The organism is Nonomuraea pusilla, from assembly GCF_900109355.1.
In the GTDB taxonomy this organism is placed as follows: Bacteria; Actinomycetota; Actinomycetes; order Streptosporangiales; family Streptosporangiaceae; genus Nonomuraea; species Nonomuraea pusilla.
In genome coordinates this window covers 244,494-262,922 of record NZ_FOBF01000009.1, presented here as the reverse complement: position 1 = coordinate 262,922, position 18,429 = coordinate 244,494, and the positions used below count along the sequence as shown (strand labels likewise).

Here is an 18,429-nt window from a genome sequence, read left to right as displayed (position 1 = left end):
CGACTCATGCCTGAGCCGTCGCCAGGGCGGCTCATGCCGTGGCGGGGGAGACCCATGCCTTCACGGGGGAGACCCGCGCCTGAGCCTTCGCCGGGGCGGCCCGTGCCTGAGCTTTCGCGGGGGAAACCCATGCCTGAGCGTTCGTCGGGGAAACCCATGGCGGCGACATTACCGTGATGTTCGTCAGGAGGTTCCGAAGTCCTGGGTCCACCAAGGGCCTCCGGGGCCGGACGCGACGCCCACGCCGATGGCCTTCAGCCCGCAGTCGAGGATGTTCCTGCGGTGGTCGCGGCTGTCGAGCCAGCCGCGCACGGCCTCCTCGGGGGTGCCGTAGCCGGTGCCGATGTTCTCGGCGGCGCCCCAGTGGTACCCGGCGCGGTCCATGCGGTCCCACGGGGAGGCCCCGTCGGGGGAGTTGTGGCTGAGCCGGCCGGTCCTGGCCATCTCCAGCGAGTGCGTACGCGCCGAGCGGGTGAGCCGCGCGTCGACCCTGAGCGCGCCGCAGCCGTGGCTGGCCCTGGCGGCGTTGGTGAGCGAGACGACCCTGGCGGCCATGCCGGGCAGGAGCCTGACGGGCTCGGCGGCGCCGCCGTCGCCGCCGAGCACCTGGGTGGGGTCGCCGATGGCGTCCTGGCCGGGGATCTGGTCGTGCGCCGGCCTCGACGGCCTCGGCGTGCTCCTGGTGGCGCGCGGCGTTGCGGTGCTGGTGGTGTGCCTGGCGATCCTGCCGGCGCGCGGCTGCGCCAGCTTGGCCGACGGCGTGGGCGAGACGCCGGCCGCGGCGGCCGGCGGGGCGGTCTCGCTGAGGACGATGTGGCCCTCCTGCTCCTCGTCGCCGGTGAGCCGGCCGATGAGGATGCCGGTGAACAGCACCGCCAGGAGGCAGGCCAGGACGCCCAGGTGGTTGCGGCGGCGGACGCCACGCTGGGTGTGCCTGGAGTGAGAGTGCGGCCACATGGCGCAGTCAACGATAGGGATGAGCGGTGGTGGGGCAGAAGGGATGCCAGGTAACTGAAATAGAACCGTTCTGTGTCCGGTAGACTCGCCCAGGGTCACCGGTCTCTTTGACCAGCTCCTCAAGGGCAGGTAACCTAATCGTTCGTTGTGTGCATAGGTCCCGCGTGACCGATGCGCGGCGCGTCCGGCGTCATCTCCCATCGCGTGGAGACGGAAGGTCCGGGCCGTCGTGTGCCCGCACCGACCGACCAATGTTGCTGTCGCATCCGACAGCGCCGAAGACGCGAGCATAAAGAAGGCTACGACCGTGCGCACGTACTCACCGAAGCCCGCCGACGTCCAGCGTCAGTGGTACGTCATCGACGCGACCGATGTCGTGCTGGGCCGGCTGGCCAGCCACGTCGCGACCCTGCTCCGCGGCAAGCACAAGCCGATCTTCGCCAACCACGTCGACACGGGTGACTTCGTCATCGTCATCAACGCGGACAAGATCGCGCTGAGCGGCAACAAGCTTGAGCAGAAGAAGGCGTACCGCCACTCGGGCTACCCGGGCGGTCTGCGTTCCGTCACCTACGGCGAGCTCATGGAGAAGCGTCCGGAGAAGGCCGTCGAGAAGGCCGTCAAGGGCATGCTGCCGAAGAACTCCCTCGGCCGGAAGATGGCCAAGAAGCTGAAGGTCTACGCGGGGTCGGAGCACCCCCACCAGGCCCAGAAGCCGGTGCCGTTCGAGATCACCCAGATCGCCCAGTAGTAGTTCGAAAGAGTTAGAGGAGAACCGTGGCTGAGCCCACCGGTGTCGAGGCCGTCGAGGCCGAGCTGGAGGACTACTCCGGCGAGGAGTTCCCTTCCGAGTACACCACCGAATCCACCGCCAGCGCTGACGCTCCCGTGCGCAAGCCCGTGACCACGGGCAACTCGTACGGCACCGGTCGCCGTAAGGAGGCGATCGCCCGCGTGCGCATCGTCCCGGGCACCGGCAAGTGGACGATCAACGGTCGTTCGCTGGACGTCTACTTCCCCAACAAGGTCCACCAGCAGATCGTCAACGAGCCCTTCGTGGTGCTCGGCGCCGAGGAGGCGTTCGACGTCATCGCCCGCATCGACGGCGGCGGCGTGACCGGCCAGGCCGGCGCGCTGCGCATGGGCCTGTCGCGTGCGCTGGCGATCCTCGACGTCGAGGTCAACCGCCCGCCGCTGAAGAAGGCCGGCTTCCTCACCCGTGACGCCCGCGCCACGGAGCGGAAGAAGTACGGCCTCAAGAAGGCCCGCAAGGCTCCGCAGTACAGCAAGCGCTAAATTGGCGCGCCTCTTCGGCACCGACGGGGTACGTGGGGTCGCGGGCCGCGACCTCACCGCCGAGCTGGCCATGGACCTTTCGGTCGCGGCCGCTCACGTCCTCGGCGATGCAGGAGTGTTCACCGCCACCGGGCGTCGCCCGGTGGCGGTCGTGGGCCGGGACCCGCGTGCCTCGGGAGAGTTCCTCGAGGCCGCTGTGGTCGCCGGCCTCGCGTCGTCCGGAGTGGATGTGCTGCGCCTCGGCGTGCTGCCCACCCCGGCCGTCGCCCACCTCACGGCCGCGCTCGGCGCCGACCTCGGCGTCATGCTGTCCGCGTCGCACAACCCGGCCCCGGACAACGGCATCAAGTTCCTCGCCCGGGGCGGCTTCAAGCTGTCCGACGCGGTCGAGGACGAGATCGAGCGGCGGCTCGGCGAGGACTGGAGCTTCCCGGTCGGCTCGGGCGTGGGGCGGGTGCGCGACGCCTACGGCGAGGCCGACCGCTACATCTCGCACGTGCTGACCACCGTCGGGGCCTCGCTCGACGGGCTCGACGTCGTGGTCGACTGCGCGCACGGCGCGGCGCACATGGTGGCGCCGGAGGCGCTGGTGCGGGCGGGCGCGCGGGTCGAGGCGATCGGTGCCAGGCCCGACGGGCTCAACATCAACGACGGCTACGGCTCCACGCATCTCGACCGGCTGCGGCAGGTGGTCGTGTCGCGCGGGGCGCACCTCGGCGTGGCGTACGACGGCGACGCCGACCGCTGCCTGGCGGTCGATCACACGGGCGTCGTCGTCGACGGCGACCACATCATGGCCGTGCTGGCCCGCGCGATGCGCGACGAGGGCCTGCTGGCGAAGGACACCGTGGTCGCGACCGTGATGTCCAACCTGGGCTTCAAGCTGGCGATGCGCGAGGCGGGCATCACCGTGGTCGAGACCGCGGTGGGCGACCGTTACGTGCTGGAGCGGATGAAGTCCGACGGCTACAACCTGGGCGGCGAGCAGTCGGGGCATGTCATCATGCTCGACCACGCCACCACGGGTGACGGCCTGCTGACCTCGCTCCACCTGCTCGCGGTGGTGGCCAAGTCCGGTGTGACGTTGAAGGAGCTGGCCTCCGTGATGACTCCGCTCCCGCAGATCCTGATCAACGTCAAGGGCGTCGACAGGGGCAAGGCGTCGGTGCCGGAGCTCATCGAGGCGGTGGCCCAGGCCGAGGCGGAGCTGGGCGACGCCGGCCGGGTGCTGATCAGGCCGAGCGGCACCGAGCCGATGATCAGGGTGATGGTCGAGGCCGCGTCGGAGGAGCACGCCACGGAGGTGGCGGGCCGCCTGGCGGACGTGGTGCGCACGGCCTGCGCCTGACACTCTCCCGGAAGGGGCACGGCGGACACGCCGTGCCCCTTCTGCGTTGTCGTCAGCCCTCCATGCGGATGTCCGGCGTGATGCGGACGCGGGCGCGCCTGCTGACCTTGTGGAGGGCGGTGAGGGCGGCGGCGCGGTCCCAGAGCGGCTCGGGGTCGTCGAGGACGGCGACGAGTTCGGCGACGGTGGCGGAGTCGCCGGCGATGTCGCCGACCTCTTCGAGCAGCCTGGACAGGTCGGACGCGGCGCCCATGGGGAGGTCCATGGCGCGCAGGGCGGCCAGCGTGCGGGCCGTCTGCCCGGGCCTGAGCGCGGTGCGCAGCTCGTAGCCGAGGGTGTAGACGCCCCGCCAGCGCCGGACGGGCGCGATCTCGCCGAGCAGGCCGAGCAGCCTGTGGTTGATCTCGTCGGGCGCGGCGTCGGCCAGCGCGTCGACCAGGAGGTCGGCCTTGCCGGAGATGGCCGGTTGGTCGCTGGTGGGCGGCGCGGCGGCGACGGCGAGGTCGAAGCAGGCGAGCAGCGTGGGGGCGACGGCCGGGTCGCCGCACTTGCCGAGCGCCTGGAAGACCCGCCTGGCCGGGTTGGCGAAGTAGTACAGGTAGCCGAACGGGCTGACGTGGTGGCGGGTGCGCAGGCTGTCGCTGGTGATGACGTCGTCGCGTACGGCGTCGAGCAGGGTGGGCACGCCGTCCCTGTGGCCCTGCCTGACCAGGGTGGCGGCGCAGCCGATGCGGACCATGCGGTGCTCGCCGTCGTCGTTGACGATCTTCATGAGCGGTTCGCGGGTGTCGAAGGCGTCGAGTGTCTCGCACAGGTGCCAGCGCACCGGCCACGGGATGTCGTGGTTGCGGAGGGACGACAGCACGGGCCCGACGAGCTCGGGGTCGCGGGTGGCGGCGAGGTGCCTGCTCAGCTCGTCGGTGTAGTACGTGTCGGTGCGCGGATCGACGAGCGCGTCGAACAGCGGCCGCCAGCCGGCGGACGGGTCGGCCTCGGTCAGGAGTTCGACCAGGCCGCCCTCCTGGCCGGAGCGGCCCCAGGCGAGCAGGTCCCAGAGCTCTTCCGGCCGGATCACCTCCAGCCTGACCAGGGCCTTCCTGCACGGGGTGAGGAGCTGTTCGGCCGCGGTGTCCTCCAGCGCGGTCTCCATGAGAGAGCGCACGGCGGGGACGGCGGCCGAGACGCGTTCGGCGCCGGCCGCCTCGACGAGGCCGGCGAGGGCGTTCGCCGCCTCCGGGTGGCGGTAGTGGGGCGCGAGCCGGGCGAGCCATTCGGGCGCGAGCGGGGCGAGGGCCTTCGGGCCGGCGTCGTGGGTGAGGCCGAGGTCGTCGAGGACGCGGGCGTACGCGGCCAGGTCGTTCGGGACGGGCGCGGTGAACGTGCCGACGGGGTCGAGGTCGTCGAGGTTCAGCGCCTCGGCGATGCGCTCGCGCCGGTCGGGCGGGAGCGTCGCGCGGGTGACGGGCTCGCCCGGGCAGATCTCGGCGTACAGGCGGGCGGCCTCGACGTACAGGAACTCGTGGGTCGACTCCAGCATGATCGCCCGCACCTCGGCGACGACGCGCTCGCGCAGCCAGGCGGCCTTGACCCTGGGCACGCCGCCGAGGCAGCGCGCGGCGAGGAACAGGTCGCTGTGGAACAGGTCGTCGCGGGCCGCCACGGGTTCGCCGGGCGGCGGCTCGCCGGTGCGGTCGAGCAGGCCGAGCAGGAGCGGCGTCGCGTCGTGCAGGCGGCCGGCCAGCAGGAGGATGACCTCCTCCCACCACGGGTCGTGCCGGGCCCTGCTGATCTCCTCGATGGCGGGATATCCGACCCTGGCGGCCACCTCGGCGGCGAAGAACTCCTGCAGGGTCAGGTGCAGGAAGCCGTAGACCTCGTGCGCCTGCTCCTTCAGCAGGCCGTACTGCTCGGTGATCTCCGTGAGGATGTGCGGGGCGTCGACGGGGTCGAGCGCGATCGACGGCAGGAAGTCGGCGATCATCTTGAGCAGTTCGTCCTTGGGGAAGTACGCCAGGCCCTGGCGGTGGAAGTGCCAGGCGATCTCCTCCAGCAGGTCGCGCTTGCGGTCGCTGGTGAAGCGGGCGAAGCGCCTGATGTCGCGGTGGGCGTCCCACTCGCTGAGCAGCACGCTGACCGTGCGCTTGTACAGCTCGGAGCGGCGCTCGGGCAGTTCGAGGTCGCTCTCGTAGACGATCGCGATGAGGGAGAGCAGCAGCGGGTTCGCGCTCAGCGTCCTGATGCGGGCGTTGCGCCCGAGCGCGGCGGTCAGCCCTGCCGCCCTGGCCGGGTCGGACTCGAACCAGTGCGTGACGAACACCTTGATCTGGGCGTCGTCGAAGTCGAGCACCTCCAGCGTCCTGAACGCGGGGAGCTGGCCGCGCCAGCCGGCCCTGCGGCAGGTCACCGCGATGCGGGCGTCGGGGTAGCGGGCGGCCAGGCGGTCGATCTCCTGCACGACCTTGCGGTAGACCTGGTCGGCGGCGTCGCGGCTCTCGCCGCCCAGCACCTCGTCCAGGCCGTCGAGGAGCAGCACCGCCTCGCCCTTGGTGAGGGCGTGGTCGGCGAGGTCGGCGGCGTCGCGCTCGCCGTAGCGTTCGGCCCAGGCCTGCTGGACGTAGGCCAGCAGGTCGGGGGCCTCGGTCCGGACGAATTGCCGTAACTCCACGAAGACCGGCAGGCAGGGCGTGCCGGACAGGCTGCCGCGCGCCGCCTGGAGCGCCAGGTAGCGGAGCATGGTGGTCTTGCCCGCGCCGGGGTCGCCGAGGACGACGACGCGCCGCAGCCTCGTCAGCGCCTCCTCGGGCGTGAGCGGCTCCCCTGCCCGCTCCTCCTGGCGGGCCCTGGTGAGCCGGTGGAGGTCGGTGAACTCCTTGCCGCGAAGGTCCTGGATCTCCTGCGGCTGCACGTACCGCAGGGGCTCCTGGTTGTGCATGCGCAGCTGCACGTACAGCGTGTCGAGGTCGAGCGGCCTGGCCCGGTTGAGCAGCGAGACGTGGCGCAGGTCGTCGGCCAGGCGCTCCAGGAGCGGGCCGCGCCGCCGGTCGAGGGCCTTCTCCTCGGTCCTCGTCCGCGGCGCGGGCACTGTGGGAGGCCGCTCCCTGGCCATCGCATGGAGTTGGGTCCTGCGCCACTGGACGTAGCCGAAGACGGCCGTGACCAGGACGCCGACCAGTCCGATGAGCGCGACGATGATCTCGGTCAAGATGTGGCCTCGCGGGGATGAGTTGGCGGCGGTCTCGCCCCGCCGCTACTCGTCGCCCGTGAGGGAGAAGACACGCAGGCGCCGGCCCGCCCAGACGACTGCGATCACCGTGACGACGACAAGCGCCGGGACGGCGAAGCTTATCGTCACGTCGGCGCGCAGGAAGGCGGAGTCGGAGATCTGGTCGGCGATCGACTTGGCCCACTGCTGGATGGAGAGCTTGCGGGCCCCCGGCACGAAGTTGCCCACCAGGCCCTCCCACACCAGCGCGTAGACGATGCCGATGGTGACGGCGTGCCTGGTGACGATGCCGAGGAGGAGGAAGACCGCCGCGTACGCGACGCCCGCGACGAGCGCGCCGAGCGCGAAGCCCGGGGCGATGCCGTCCTCGTTGCGTACGAGCAGCCAGCCGGCCGCGTACGTGGGCACGGCCGCGAACAGCGCCAGCAGCGAGGCGGCGACGAGGAACTTGGTCTGGACGATCACGGGCCGCGAGATCGGCTTGGACATCAGGTGCAGGATGGTGCCGTCGTCGATCTCGGGGGCGATCACGCCCGTGCCGGCGATGAGGCCGAGCAGGGGCAGCATGGTGCCGATCGCGAACTTGTCCATGAGCTGCATGGCCGTGCGCTGGTCGGCGGCGCCGAAGGCGAGGAGCAGCACGGCCAGGCCGACGAGGGCCATGGGCAGCAGCAGGAGCAGGACGACGCGCCGCCTGCCCAGCAGGGCGCGGTAGGTGATGCCGGCGACCACGGTGTTCATCAGGCGCTCCGGTTGATCAGGTAGGAGAAGACGCTCTCCAGGTCCTCGTCCGCGGGGGAGACCTCGAGCAGGTGGACGCCCTCGGCGCGGGCGACGCGGGGCAGGAGCCGGGCGAAGCGGCGGAACTCGGTCGCCTGCACCTCCAGCCCGTCGGGGCGCAGCGTGATGCCGCCCGCCGACTGGTCGCGGATGAGCGCGGCGGCGAGCGCCCTGTCGTCGCTGGAGCGGATCTTGAACAGGTGGGGGCGGTCGGTCATGAGCCGCCGGATCTCGCGGAAGTCGCCGGAGGCGGCGTGCCGTCCGGAGACCAGCACCTCGATGTGCTGGGCGACCCGTTCGACCTCCTCCAGGATGTGGGAGCTGAACAGGATGGTCTTGCCGGCGGCGCCCATGGTCTTGATGAGGTCCATGAGGTGGAGGCGCTGGCGGGGGTCCATGCCGTTGAACGGCTCGTCGAGCAGCAGGACGGCCGGGTCGTGGACGAGGGCGGCGGCGACCTTGACGCGCTGTCGCATGCCCTTCGAGTACGTCTCGACCCTGCGGTCCTTGGGCTCCTCCATCTCGACGGTGGCGAGGGCCTTGCGGGCGGCGGCGTCGGGGTCGGGCAGGCCGTGGAGCTTCGCGGCGGACAGGACGAACTGCCAGCCGGTCAGGAAGCCGTACACGCCCTCCCGCTCCGGCACCAATCCGATGTGCCGGTAGATGTCGTGGTTCTTCCAGACGCGGGTGCCGTCGAGCGTGACCGTGCCGTTCGACGGCGCGAGGAAGCCCGCCATCATGTGCAGGAGCGTGGACTTGCCCGCGCCGTTCGGGCCGAGCAGGCCGGTCACCCCCGGGCCGATCGTCATCGTGACGTCGTTGACCGCCACCACGTTGCCGTACCAGCGCGAGACCTGCGAGAGCTCGATCTTCATCGCGCGGCCGCCTTCCTGTAACGCAGCGCCAGCGCGGCCAGCGCGGCGGCGATCAGCACCACCAGGATCAGGGCCGAGGCCGGGCCGCTCGGGTACTCGCCCTCGATGGAGTGCGGCGGCGTGCCGAACAGCCACGACTGCACGGAGTCGACCAGCCAGAACGGGTTCAGCAGCCACGCCCACGCGGCTCCGGACTCGTCGCCCGTGGACTGGAAGGTGGCGTACAGGATCGGGACGGCCGCCCACGTCAGGAGGTAGACGGCGATCACCGAGGCGACGCCGAGCCCCCGCCGGGGCGTGAACGAGGCGATGGCCAGGCCGAAGGCCGACAGCAGCAGCGACAGCACCAGCGCCATGACCAGCGAGCCGGCGAACTCCTTCGTCGGGAGGGGCTCGTCGAGGTCCACCAGCAGTTCGCCGACGAACATGAGGACGAGCGGCACCGCGATGATCAGGAACACGGCGGCCGTCATGGCGCACACCTTGGCGGTGACGTACTGGCCGACGGTGATGGGCCGCGACAGGTACAGCGGCAGCACCCGGTGGCGCAGGTCGGGGGCCACGACCGTGGGCGCCTGCGACGCCAGGAAGATCGCCACCACGGCCTGCATCATCACCGCGAAGCCGCTGTAGGGGATGCCGCGCTGCTTGGCCAGCGCCATCAGCGCGATGGACACGACGGCGGGCAGCAGCATGACGACGCCCAGCGCGAACGGCATGATCTTGCTGCGCGCGGTGCGGCCCAGCCCGAACACGCCGCGCAGGCTGTGGACGGTGAGCGCCCGCGCGGCGTGGCCCGCGCCCAGCCTGGGGCCGTCGTAGTGCCGGTAGCCGATGTCGTAGATCTCAGACACTCGCGGCCTCCTCCCTGAAGACGTCCTCGATGCGGTGGCGTCCCTGTTCGAGGCGGATGAGGGCCAGGTCGAGGTCCGCCGCCGCGTCGCGGATGGCGTCGTACGTGCCCGGACCCTGCACCTCGACCAGGAGCATCCTGCCGTGCGGGGTGACCCGCTGGCCCGTCGCGGCCAGCCGCTGCGCCAGCGCGTCGGTGCCCTCGTCCACCTCGACGGTGACGGTGCGCGTGACCTGGGTGAACTCGCCGATCGCGGACGAGCGCAGCAGCCGGCCGGCGTCGATCACGATGACGTGGTCGCAGACGCGCTCCAGTTCGCCGAGCAGGTGCGAGGTGACGAGCACGCTGATGCCGAACTCGGTGCCGATGCGCCTGATCAGGGTCAGCATCTCGTCGCGTCCGCGCGGGTCGAGCCCGTTGGTGGGCTCGTCGAGGAAGACCAGCTTGGGGTCGTGGACGAGGGCCTGCGCGAGCTTGACGCGCTGCTTCATGCCGGTGGAGTAGCCGCCGATCGCCCGGTAGCGCTCCTCGGCGAGGCCGACGTGGCGCAGGACGTCGGCGGCCCGCTCGCGGGCGGCGGTGCGGGGCAGCCCGGAGATGCGGGCGAGGTGGACGACCAGTTCGGTGGCCGAGACGTCGGGCGGGAGGCAGTCGTGCTCCGGCATGTAGCCGACGAGCCTGCGGATCTCGGCGCCGCGCGTGGTGGCGTCCATGTCGAGGACGCGGGCGGCGCCCGCGGTGGGCGGGAGCAGGCCGAGCAGCATCTTGATCAGCGTGGACTTGCCCGCGCCGTTGGCCCCCACCAGGCCGGTCACGCCGGGCCCCACGGTGACCGTGAGCTGGTCGACGGCCGTGACGGTGGGGAAGCGTTTGGTCAGCCCCTCGGTGGCGAGGATGTGCATGATCCGGACCCTACCCGCAGGGCTGGTGGCCCGGCCTCGTTCACAGGGATGAACGGTGTCCTACTTGAGGCCAGAATCTCCGCTGGACGAGCAGGGTCGCGGTGCCCGAGATGACCATGCCGAGGATGTTCACGGCGAGCTGCGAGACCGAGCCCGCGACCTCGGGCCAGTCGCCCAGCGCGAGCGCGACGGCGAGGTAGCCGGCGGCGGGCACGGTGGTGACCGAGATGAACACGCCGATCAGCGCCGACGACTTGCCGGCCGTGACCGACAGCACCCCGGCACCGCCGGCGAGCAGCGCCACGATGAACGACCACTTGTCCGGGGTGACGATGAAGTGCACCTCCTTGTTGTCGGCGCTCAGGCTGCTCAGGTCGATCCACCCCAGCAGGGACGACACGTACGCGCAGGCGAAGGTGACGGCGATCGCCGCGGTGAACCCGACGGCGAGCGTGCGCAGCGCGCCGACGACCAGGTGCCACCTGAGGCCGAGCAGCCCGAAGCAGATGGCCGCGATGGCGCCGAACTCGGGGCCGAGCACCATCGCGCCGACAACCAGGATGGGGGAGTTCAGCACCACGGCGATGCCGGCGAGCTGCGTGGCGATCGCCAGGAACGCCAGGTACGCCCAGGTGATGCGGGAGTCGGACTGCACCTTGTGGGCGAACTCCTCCCATACGACGGCGTCGTCGGGCGCGCCCGGAGCCTCCTCGACGGCGTGCTCGGCCGCCCTGGAGAGCGAGAGGTCGACCTGCTCGATCGCGATCGACCCCTCGGTCTCCAGCCACTTGAGCTTGGCGATCACCTCGTTGACGGCCTCGCGGGCGGCGTCGCAGAGGAGCAGGTCGCCCGCCGGCTCCCTCGCCGCGCCCTTGAGCACGACGATGTTGGTGACGCCCGTGCACTCGTCCAGCACCGTCGCGGCCTCCTCGGTGCGGGTGGCCGGGCAGATCAGTCGCAAATGCAGCACCGGGCCATTGTTGTCGATCCAACGTTGACCCCGTATTGACGTCCGTACGCGAGGCTGCCTCACATGAGGACGTTCACGTGTCACGACCATGGTGAGGACTGCTGGTTCGCCGACATCGACGACCAGGGGTGCGCGGGCAGGTTCGCCGCCTATCTGTTCGAGGAGGCGTTCAGGTTCGGCGAAGCCGTACCCGCCTGACCGCGTGGTCGGCGCCCTTGTGCAGGACGAGGTCGGCGCGGCCCCGGGTGGGGGCGATGTTCTCGACGAGGTTGCGCTCGTTGATGTCGCGCCAGACGTTGACCGCGAACTCCGTCGCCTCCTCGTGGGACAGCTCCGCGATGTACTTGAAGTACGACTTGGGGTCCTCGAAGGCGGTGCGGCGGAGCTTGTGGAAGCGCTCCACGTACCAGTGGCGGACGTCCTCGACCTTGGCGTCGACGTAGATGGAGAAGTCGAAGTAGTCGTTGACGGCGAGGGCCGTGGGCGGGGCGGGCTGGAGGACGTTGAGCCCTTCGAGGATCAAGATGTCCGGCTTCTTCACGACTTGTCGGGCGCCGGGGATGATGTCGTATTCCAGGTGGCTGTAGATGGGTGCGCACGCCTCGGGGGCGCCCGCCTTGATCTCCGCCACGAACCGCACCAGCGCGCGCCGGTCGTAGCTCTCGGGGAAACCCTTGCGATGCATGATCCCCTTGGCCTCCAGCACCGCGTTCGGGTAGAGGAAGCTGTCGGTGGTGATCAGCTCCACGTTCGGGTGCTCGGGCCAGCGGGCCAGCAGCGTGTGCAGCAGCCGCGCCGTCGTGGACTTCCCCACGGCGACGCTGCCCGCGATGCCCAGGATGTACGGCACGCGCCGCTCGGGGTGACCCAGGAACTCGTTCAGCACGCTGCTGCGCTGCTTGGATCCGGTGAAGTGCAGGTTCAGCAGCCGGGTGAGGGGGAGGTAGATGTCGGTGACCTCGGTGAGGTCGATCGGGTCGTCGACGCCGCGAAGCTCTTCCAGCTCTGCTGCGGTGAGAGTCAAGGGCGTGTTCTTGCGGAGCTCGCTCCACTGCTCCCTGCTCAGTTCCACGTAGCCGTTGTTCACCTAGGCAGCGTAACGACGTGCCCACGGACGGATCTTGACCGGGGACCGGGAAGCCGTCGTCCACACCCTGTGGACAAAGACGGGGGATTGCCGAGACCCGGTTCGGGGAAAGAACCCATGCCCTCCCTGGAGCGGAGGCACGGGCGGCTAGCCTGGAGCGATGATCCTGGGTATCGGCGTGGACGTCGTGGACATCGCCCGGTTCGAGGCCGCGCTGGAGCGCACCCCGGCCATGCGCGACCGGCTGTTCACCGACGGCGAGAAGACCCTGCCCACGCACTCGCTGGCCGCCAGGTTCGCGGCCAAGGAGGCCGTGGCCAAGGCGCTCGGCGCGCCCAAGGGGCTGTCGCACCTGGAGGCGGAGGTGCGCTGCGACGAGACGGGCAAGCCCGAGGTCCGCGTCACGGGCCAGGCCGCCGACGTCGCGTACGGGCTCGGGGTCAAGCGCTGGCACATCTCGCTCAGCCACGACGCGGGCGTCGCCGTGGCCTACGTGATCGCCGAGGGATAGCGTCGGACGCATGCGCACTGCCTACACCGCCGACCAGATCAGGGCCGCAGAGCGGGCGCTGATGGCGGAGCTGCCCCACGGCACGCTCATGCAGCGGGCCGCCGCCGGGCTCGCCGCCGCCTGCGCCGACCTGCTCGGCCGCGTGTACGCCGCCCGCGTCGTGCTGCTCGTCGGCGGCGGCGACAACGGGGGCGACGCCCTGTACGCCGGCGCCCTGCTGGCCAGGCGAGGCGCGCGGGTCGGCGCGGTCCTCGCCGGGTCGAGGACGCACGAGGCGGGGCTCGCGGCGTTCCTGGACGCGGGCGGCAGGGTCACGGGCGGGGAGGCGATCGAGGAGGCCGACCTGGTCGTCGACGGCCTGGTCGGCATCGGGGCGACGGGCGCGCTGCGCGAGCCGTACGGCGCGCTCGCCGCGGCGGCCGGCTCAGCGCCCGGCCTGGTCGTCGCCGTGGACGTCCCGAGCGGCGTCGACGCGGGCACCGGGCGCGTGGAGGGCCCGGCGGTGCGCGCCACGCTGACCGTCACCATGGGGGCGTACAAGACGGGGCTGCTCGTCGACCCAGGGGCCGCGTACGCGGGGGCGGTCGAGCTGGTGGACATCGGGCTCGGGCCGTACCTGCCGGAGCCCGACGCCGTGGCGCAGGAGGCCGCCGACGTGCACGCCCTGCTGCCGCGCCCCGTCGCCGAGTCCGACAAGTACCGCAGGGGCGTGCTCGGCGTGGCGGCCGGCAGCGACCTGTTCACGGGCGCCGCCGTGCTCGCCGTCGGCGGCGCGCTGCGGGCCGGGGCGGGCATGGTCCGTTACGCCGGCACCTCCGCCCCCGTGACGCAGGTGCGCGCCCACTGGCCCGAGGCGGTCGTCACCCTGCTCGACGCACCCTCGATCGAGCACGTCGGACGGGTCCAGGCATGGGTGCTCGGCCCCGGCCTCGGCACCGGCGACTGGGCGCACGAGCTGGCCGCCGCCGTCCTCGCCTCGGACGTGCCCGTGCTCGTCGACGCCGACGGGCTGACGCTCGTCGCGAGGGACCGCGACCTGCTGCGCAGGGACGCGCCCGTGCTGCTCACGCCGCACGCGGGCGAGCTGTCGCGGCTGATGGGGGTGGGCCGCGACGCGATCGAGGCGGCGCGGCTGGAGCACGCCAGGGACGCCGCGGGCGAGCTGGGCGTCACGGTGCTGCTGAAGGGCTCCACCACGGTGGTGGCCGACGGGGCCGGACCCGCGCGGGTGAACACCACGGGCACGTCCTGGCTGGCCGCCGGCGGCACCGGCGACGTGCTGTCGGGCGTCGCGGGCGCGCTGCTCGCGCAGGGGCTCGGCTGCTTCGACGCCGCCTCGTGCGCGGCGTACCTGCACGGGCTGGCGGGGCGGCTGGCGGCAGCGGGAGCGCCGCTCGCGGCGGCCGACGTGGCCGAGGCGGTGCCCGCCGCGATCCGCGCCGTGGCCGGGCGTCGCGAGCCTGAGCGCACCCCGCCGGGCAGGAGATCGTTCGCCCGCTGACGGCGAACGGCGCTCGCCCACCTGAGCGAGCTGCCAGACTGGAAGGATGCACCACCCGATGGCCACACCCGCCGAAGCGCGGGTCGATCTGTCCGCGATCCGGCACAACGTCGCCCTGCTCAAGGAGGCCGCGGGCGGCGTCGAGGCGATGGCCGCGGTCAAGGCCGACGCGTACGGGCACGGGCTCGTCCCCGTGACCAGGGCGGCCCTGGAGGGCGGGGCGGGCAGGATCGGCACCGCCTTCGTCAGGGAGGCGCTCGCGCTGCGCGCGGCCGGGGTCACCGCGCCGGTCCTGTCCTGGCTGATCACCCCCGGCGAGCCCCTCGACGAGGCGCTGGAGGCCGGGATCGAGCTGTCGGCGTTCGACACGTGGCTGCTCGACGAGATCGCCGCGGCCGCCCGCCGCACCGGGCGTCCCGCGCGGCTGCACCTGGAGGCCGACACCGGCATGAGCAGGGGCGGCGCCCCGCTGGCCCGCTGGCCCGCGCTGCTCGACCGGGCGCTCGCCCTGCGCGCCGAGGGCGCCGTCGAGATCGTCGGCCTGTGGTCGCACTTCGCCTGCGCCGACATCCCGGGCCACCCGTCGATCCAGGCCCAGCTCGACGCGTACGAGGAGGCGCTGAAGCTGGCCGAGCAGGCCGGCGCGGCCGGCTCCGAGGTGATCAGGCACATGGCCAACTCGGCAGCCGCCGTGACGCTGCCCGCGGCCCGCTTCGACATGGTCAGGCTCGGCATCGCGCTGTACGGCCTGAGCCCCATCCCCGAGCAGGGCGACTTCGGGCTCAGGCAGGCCATGACCCTGGTCGCCAGGATCGCCCTGGTCAAGCGCGTGCCCGAGCGGTCGGGCGTCTCGTACGGCCACGTCTACGTCACCGACCGCCCCACCACGCTGGCGATCGTGCCCATCGGCTACGCCGACGGCATCCTGCGGCACGCCACCGGCCGCGCCGAGGTCCTCGCGGGCGGGCGCCGCAGGCGGGTGGCGGGCCGGGTCTGCATGGACCAGTTCATGATCGACCTCGGCGACGACGTGCTGTCGGCCGGCGACGAGGTCGTGCTGTTCGGTCCCGGGGACGGGGGCGAGCCCACGCTCCAGGAGTGGGCCGATACCCTCGGCACGATCACCCATGAGATCGTGACCAGGATCGGTTCCCGGGTGCCCCGCGTCCACCTCGACGGGCCCCCGGGCGCCGGCGCGGTCACGAGCGGAGAAGGATCGGGGACATGACGACGACAACACGGCGCAGGGTCGGCATCGCCGGAGCGATCGTCGGGGCGGCGTCCGCGGGGGTCGCGGCGGCGGCGCTGGCCAAGCGCTACGCCGTCGGCCGCATCAGGCTGCGGCCCGACACCGAGGCCAGCGAGCTGTTCGGCGAGCTGGGGGGCAGGGAGCACACGCTCATCACCTCCGACGAGGTCGCGCTGCACGTCGAGGTCGACGGCCCCGAGGACGCGCCGCTGACCATCGTCTTCTGCCACGGCTACTGCCTCAGCCTCGAATCGTGGCACTACCAGCGCAAGGACCTCCGCGAGAGCCACCGCCTCGTGCTCTGGGACCAGCGCTCGCACGGCCGCTCTCAGCGCGCCACCCCCGACGGCAGCACCATCGACCGGCTGGGCGACGACCTCGCCGAGCTGATCGAGGAGTTCGTGCCCGGCCCGTGCGTGCTCGTCGGCCACTCCATGGGCGGCATGACGATCATGGCGCTGGCCGACCGCCACCCCCACCTGTTCGGCGACAAGGTCAGGGGCGTCGCCCTCATCTCCACCTCCGCGGGCAAGCTGGCCGAGCTCACCCTCGGCCTGCCCGCGCTGCTGTCCAAGGCGCTGCACAAGGTCGCGCCCGCCACCGTCTCCATGCTGGGCAGGCGGGGCGCGCTGGTCGACCGCACCCGCCACGCGGGCAGCGACATCGCCTTCCTGATCACCAGGTACATGGGCTTCGGCGACTCGAAGAACGTCAGCCCCACCGTGGTCGACTTCGCCGAGTCGATGATCCGCGCCACCCCCACCGAGGTGTTCGCCGACTTCTACCCGGCGCTGATGAACCACGACAAGCTGGCCGCGCTGCACGTTCTCGACCCCGTGCCCACCGCGATCCTCGTCGGCGACGGCGACTGGCTCACCCCGCCGGAGCACAGCGAGGCCATCGCGGCGGCGCTGCCGAAGGCCCAGCTCACCGAGGTGCCCGACACCTCCCACCTGATCCAGCTCGAACGTCCCGGAGCCGTCAACGACGCCCTGCGGGACCTGGCCAAGCGAGTGGAGCTGTCATGAAGCTGCCCACCGCCGAGGACATGCGCGCGTACGGCCACCGCCTGGCGGGGCTGCTGCGCCCCGGCGACCTCGTCGTCCTGTCCGGCCCGCTCGGCGCCGGCAAGACCACCCTCGTGCAGGGCATCGCCGAGGGCCTGAAGGTACGCGGCCCGATCACCTCGCCCACGTTCGTCATCGCCAGGGTGCACCCGTCGCTGCGCCAGGGGCCGCCGCTCGTCCACGTCGACGCGTACCGGCTGGGCGGCGACCTGGAGGTCGACGACCTCGACCTCGACGCCAGCCTGGACGAGTCCGTCACCGTCGTCGAGTGGGGCGAGGGGCTGGTCGAAGGCCTGGCCGAGGACCGCCTGGAGATCCACATCGACCGCGAGGCCGACGGCGACATCCGGGTCGTGACGCTGCGCGGCGTGGGCCCCCGCTGGGCCGACACGCCGTCTGAGCCGCCCGAACGGTAAAGTCCGCGCCGTCCCACGGCAACGCTGGCACCCTGGAACCACCGTGCCGGTCACGTAAATCGTGATCAACGGTATGGGATTCGCCCGGATTTTCTGGGTATCAGGAGGGGCGACGTCCACATCTTGGTGGATGGCTGGGTGTCAACGGCAAAGTGGGGTGCGGCGGTGCTCAGGGTCAGGCGGGTCGCGTACGCGGGAGCCATCGTCATCGTCGGTCTGACCGGGTGCACAGCCTCGGCCGACACCACACCGTCCGGGTCGCCGAGCGCCACGCCCACCGGCGGCCCCACCGCGTCGGCCTCGCCCACCGCCACGGCCACCAGGCCCACCATCCAGGTGGAGCTGAACCCCGACAAGGTCACCGCGGGCGAGACATCGAAGGTGTGGATCCTCGCCAACTGCCCGGTGCCGTCCGGCGGTCCCGCCCACACCGGCACCGCCACGTCCAAGGCGTTCCTCAGCGGCGTGGCGCTCAACCCCGTCCCCGCCGGGGGCAGCACGCCCACCGCCACGGGCGCCACGGGCGACTCGCCGTGGGTGCGGGGCGAGGCCACGGTCTCCGGCACCGTCAAGCGCGGCTCCTACCGCGTCGACGTCAAGTGCGACGGCACCAACGACATGGGCAGGGCGACGCTGCGGGTGAACGCGGCCGAGACGCTGCCCACGACCGTGCCCACGAAGGCGCCCAGGGCGGGCGGCGGCGGCACGTACGCGCAGGAGGCCGGCGACGCGTCCACCCTCCCGCTGGGCCCGGCCGGCGTGCTCCTCGGGCTCGCCCTGGCGGGCGGCATCGCGTACGTCATCAAGCGGCGCGGCCGCGGGTAAGCTCCCATGGCCCGTCCAGGACGGGTGGTCGTCGCGGGCGCCGTCACGGGCCTCCTCCTCGTCGCGTTCGGCAAGAGCCTGCAGACCACCACCGGCACCACCGCGCAGGCCGCCGTCGTGCCCAAGACCATCGACATCCCCTCGATCGACGTCGAGGCGCCCCTGATGAAGCTCGGGTTGAAGGACGGCGAGCTCGAACTGCCGCCGTACGAGAAGCCCAAGGTCGCCGGCTGGTACACCGGCAGCGCCGTGCCCGGCGAGAAGGGCGCATCCGTCATCGTCGGGCACGTCGACACCAAGACCGCGCCCGCCGTGTTCTACCGGCTCAGGCAGCTGCGCAAGGGCGAGATCGTCAAGGTGGAGCGCAGCGACGGCAAGGTCGTGCGGTTCAAGGTGGACGCGATCGAGCAGGTGCACAAGGACCGCTTCCCCACCCGGAAGGTCTACCTGGAGGACGGCCTCAAGCTCGTCACCTGCGGCGGCGTCTTCGACTACGCCAAGGGCGAGTACCTCGACAACATCATCGTGTACGCCTCCCGCGCCTGAGCGCGGGAGGATCGCGCGTACCG

At 71.9% G+C, this 18,429-nt stretch carries 19 protein-coding genes; 11 read left to right on the top strand and 8 right to left on the bottom strand.

Translation table 11 applies throughout. The annotated features are described in order from the left end of the window. Positions 1-183: 183 nt before the first annotated feature. Complete coding sequence (locus BMX74_RS21000) at positions 184-957, bottom strand: CAP domain-containing protein (RefSeq protein WP_143078710.1); 774 nt, start codon at positions 955-957, stop codon at positions 184-186. A gap of 307 nt (positions 958-1,264) precedes the next feature. On the opposite strand from BMX74_RS21000, the gene rplM reads away from it, so the two are divergent. The 3 genes from rplM to glmM are packed head-to-tail and all read left to right on the top strand — an operon-like array spanning position 1,265 to position 3,601. After that, on the top strand, positions 1,265-1,708 hold the full coding sequence (gene rplM, locus BMX74_RS20995) for a 50S ribosomal protein L13 (protein ID WP_055506409.1): 444 nt from the start codon (positions 1,265-1,267) through the stop codon (positions 1,706-1,708). A gap of 26 nt (positions 1,709-1,734) precedes the next feature. After that, positions 1,735-2,253, top strand: a complete 519-nt coding sequence (gene rpsI, locus BMX74_RS20990) for a 30S ribosomal protein S9 (RefSeq protein WP_055506410.1) — start codon at positions 1,735-1,737, stop codon at positions 2,251-2,253. A gap of 1 nt (position 2,254) precedes the next feature. Then, positions 2,255-3,601, top strand: coding sequence for a phosphoglucosamine mutase (gene glmM, locus BMX74_RS20985; protein ID WP_055506411.1), 1,347 nt, complete (start codon positions 2,255-2,257; stop codon positions 3,599-3,601). A gap of 52 nt (positions 3,602-3,653) precedes the next feature. Here glmM and BMX74_RS20980 read toward each other — a convergent pair whose 3' ends face one another. From BMX74_RS20980 to BMX74_RS20955, 6 genes are read right to left on the bottom strand one after another with little or no spacing between them, the layout of a single operon-like run. Next, positions 3,654-6,803: an NACHT domain-containing protein gene (locus BMX74_RS20980; RefSeq protein ID WP_091102284.1), complete on the bottom strand. Its 3,150-nt coding sequence runs from the start codon at positions 6,801-6,803 to the stop codon at positions 3,654-3,656. Between the two features lie 45 nt (positions 6,804-6,848). Further along, the gene (locus BMX74_RS20975; RefSeq protein ID WP_201784711.1) at positions 6,849-7,565 is read right to left on the bottom strand and encodes an ABC transporter permease subunit; all 717 of its coding nucleotides are present in this window, start codon (positions 7,563-7,565) and stop codon (positions 6,849-6,851) included. Further along, on the bottom strand, positions 7,565-8,479 hold the full coding sequence (locus BMX74_RS20970) for an ABC transporter ATP-binding protein (protein WP_055506414.1): 915 nt from the start codon (positions 8,477-8,479) through the stop codon (positions 7,565-7,567). The genes BMX74_RS20975 and BMX74_RS20970 overlap by 1 nt, the downstream gene beginning before the upstream one ends. Continuing rightward, positions 8,476-9,333, bottom strand: coding sequence for an ABC transporter permease (locus tag BMX74_RS20965; protein WP_055506415.1), 858 nt, complete (start codon positions 9,331-9,333; stop codon positions 8,476-8,478). Before BMX74_RS20965 ends, BMX74_RS20970 begins: the two co-directional genes overlap by 4 nt. Beyond that, entirely contained in the window at positions 9,326-10,234 is a 909-nt protein-coding gene (locus BMX74_RS20960) for an ABC transporter ATP-binding protein (RefSeq protein WP_055506416.1), read from the bottom strand. Before BMX74_RS20960 ends, BMX74_RS20965 begins: the two co-directional genes overlap by 8 nt. Positions 10,235-10,274: 40 nt before the next feature. Beyond that, positions 10,275-11,204, bottom strand: coding sequence for a DUF389 domain-containing protein (locus BMX74_RS20955; RefSeq protein ID WP_055506417.1), 930 nt, complete (start codon positions 11,202-11,204; stop codon positions 10,275-10,277). Between the two features lie 63 nt (positions 11,205-11,267). Between BMX74_RS20955 and BMX74_RS45740 the strand changes: the two genes are divergently transcribed. Then, positions 11,268-11,402, top strand: a complete 135-nt coding sequence (locus tag BMX74_RS45740; RefSeq protein WP_256257053.1) for a hypothetical protein — start codon at positions 11,268-11,270, stop codon at positions 11,400-11,402. Here the strand turns inward: BMX74_RS45740 and coaA are convergent. Further along, positions 11,374-12,276, bottom strand: a complete 903-nt coding sequence (coaA, locus tag BMX74_RS20950; RefSeq protein ID WP_055507392.1) for a type I pantothenate kinase — start codon at positions 12,274-12,276, stop codon at positions 11,374-11,376. The genes BMX74_RS45740 and coaA overlap by 29 nt on opposite strands. A gap of 175 nt (positions 12,277-12,451) precedes the next feature. Here coaA and BMX74_RS20945 point away from each other — a divergent pair, with 175 nt between their 5' ends. From BMX74_RS20945 to BMX74_RS20915, 7 genes are all read left to right on the top strand, one after another. Next, a complete protein-coding gene (locus tag BMX74_RS20945) occupies positions 12,452-12,802 on the top strand; it encodes a holo-ACP synthase (protein ID WP_055506418.1) in 351 nt (116 codons plus the stop codon). A 10-nt stretch (positions 12,803-12,812) separates the two neighbouring features. Next, positions 12,813-14,303: an NAD(P)H-hydrate dehydratase gene (locus tag BMX74_RS20940; protein ID WP_091102282.1), complete on the top strand. Its 1,491-nt coding sequence runs from the start codon at positions 12,813-12,815 to the stop codon at positions 14,301-14,303. Between the two features lie 58 nt (positions 14,304-14,361). Beyond that, a complete protein-coding gene (gene alr, locus BMX74_RS20935) occupies positions 14,362-15,531 on the top strand; it encodes an alanine racemase (protein ID WP_055506420.1) in 1,170 nt (389 codons plus the stop codon). Further along, entirely contained in the window at positions 15,528-16,580 is a 1,053-nt protein-coding gene (locus BMX74_RS20930) for an alpha/beta fold hydrolase (protein WP_091102280.1), read from the top strand. Before alr ends, BMX74_RS20930 begins: the two co-directional genes overlap by 4 nt. Further along, positions 16,577-17,035: a tRNA (adenosine(37)-N6)-threonylcarbamoyltransferase complex ATPase subunit type 1 TsaE gene (gene tsaE, locus BMX74_RS20925; protein ID WP_055506422.1), complete on the top strand. Its 459-nt coding sequence runs from the start codon at positions 16,577-16,579 to the stop codon at positions 17,033-17,035. Before BMX74_RS20930 ends, tsaE begins: the two co-directional genes overlap by 4 nt. A gap of 138 nt (positions 17,036-17,173) precedes the next feature. Beyond that, on the top strand, positions 17,174-17,860 hold the full coding sequence (locus BMX74_RS20920) for a hypothetical protein (protein WP_143078709.1): 687 nt from the start codon (positions 17,174-17,176) through the stop codon (positions 17,858-17,860). Between the two features lie 6 nt (positions 17,861-17,866). Further along, complete coding sequence (locus tag BMX74_RS20915) at positions 17,867-18,406, top strand: class F sortase (protein ID WP_055506424.1); 540 nt, start codon at positions 17,867-17,869, stop codon at positions 18,404-18,406. Positions 18,407-18,429 lie beyond the last annotated feature (23 nt).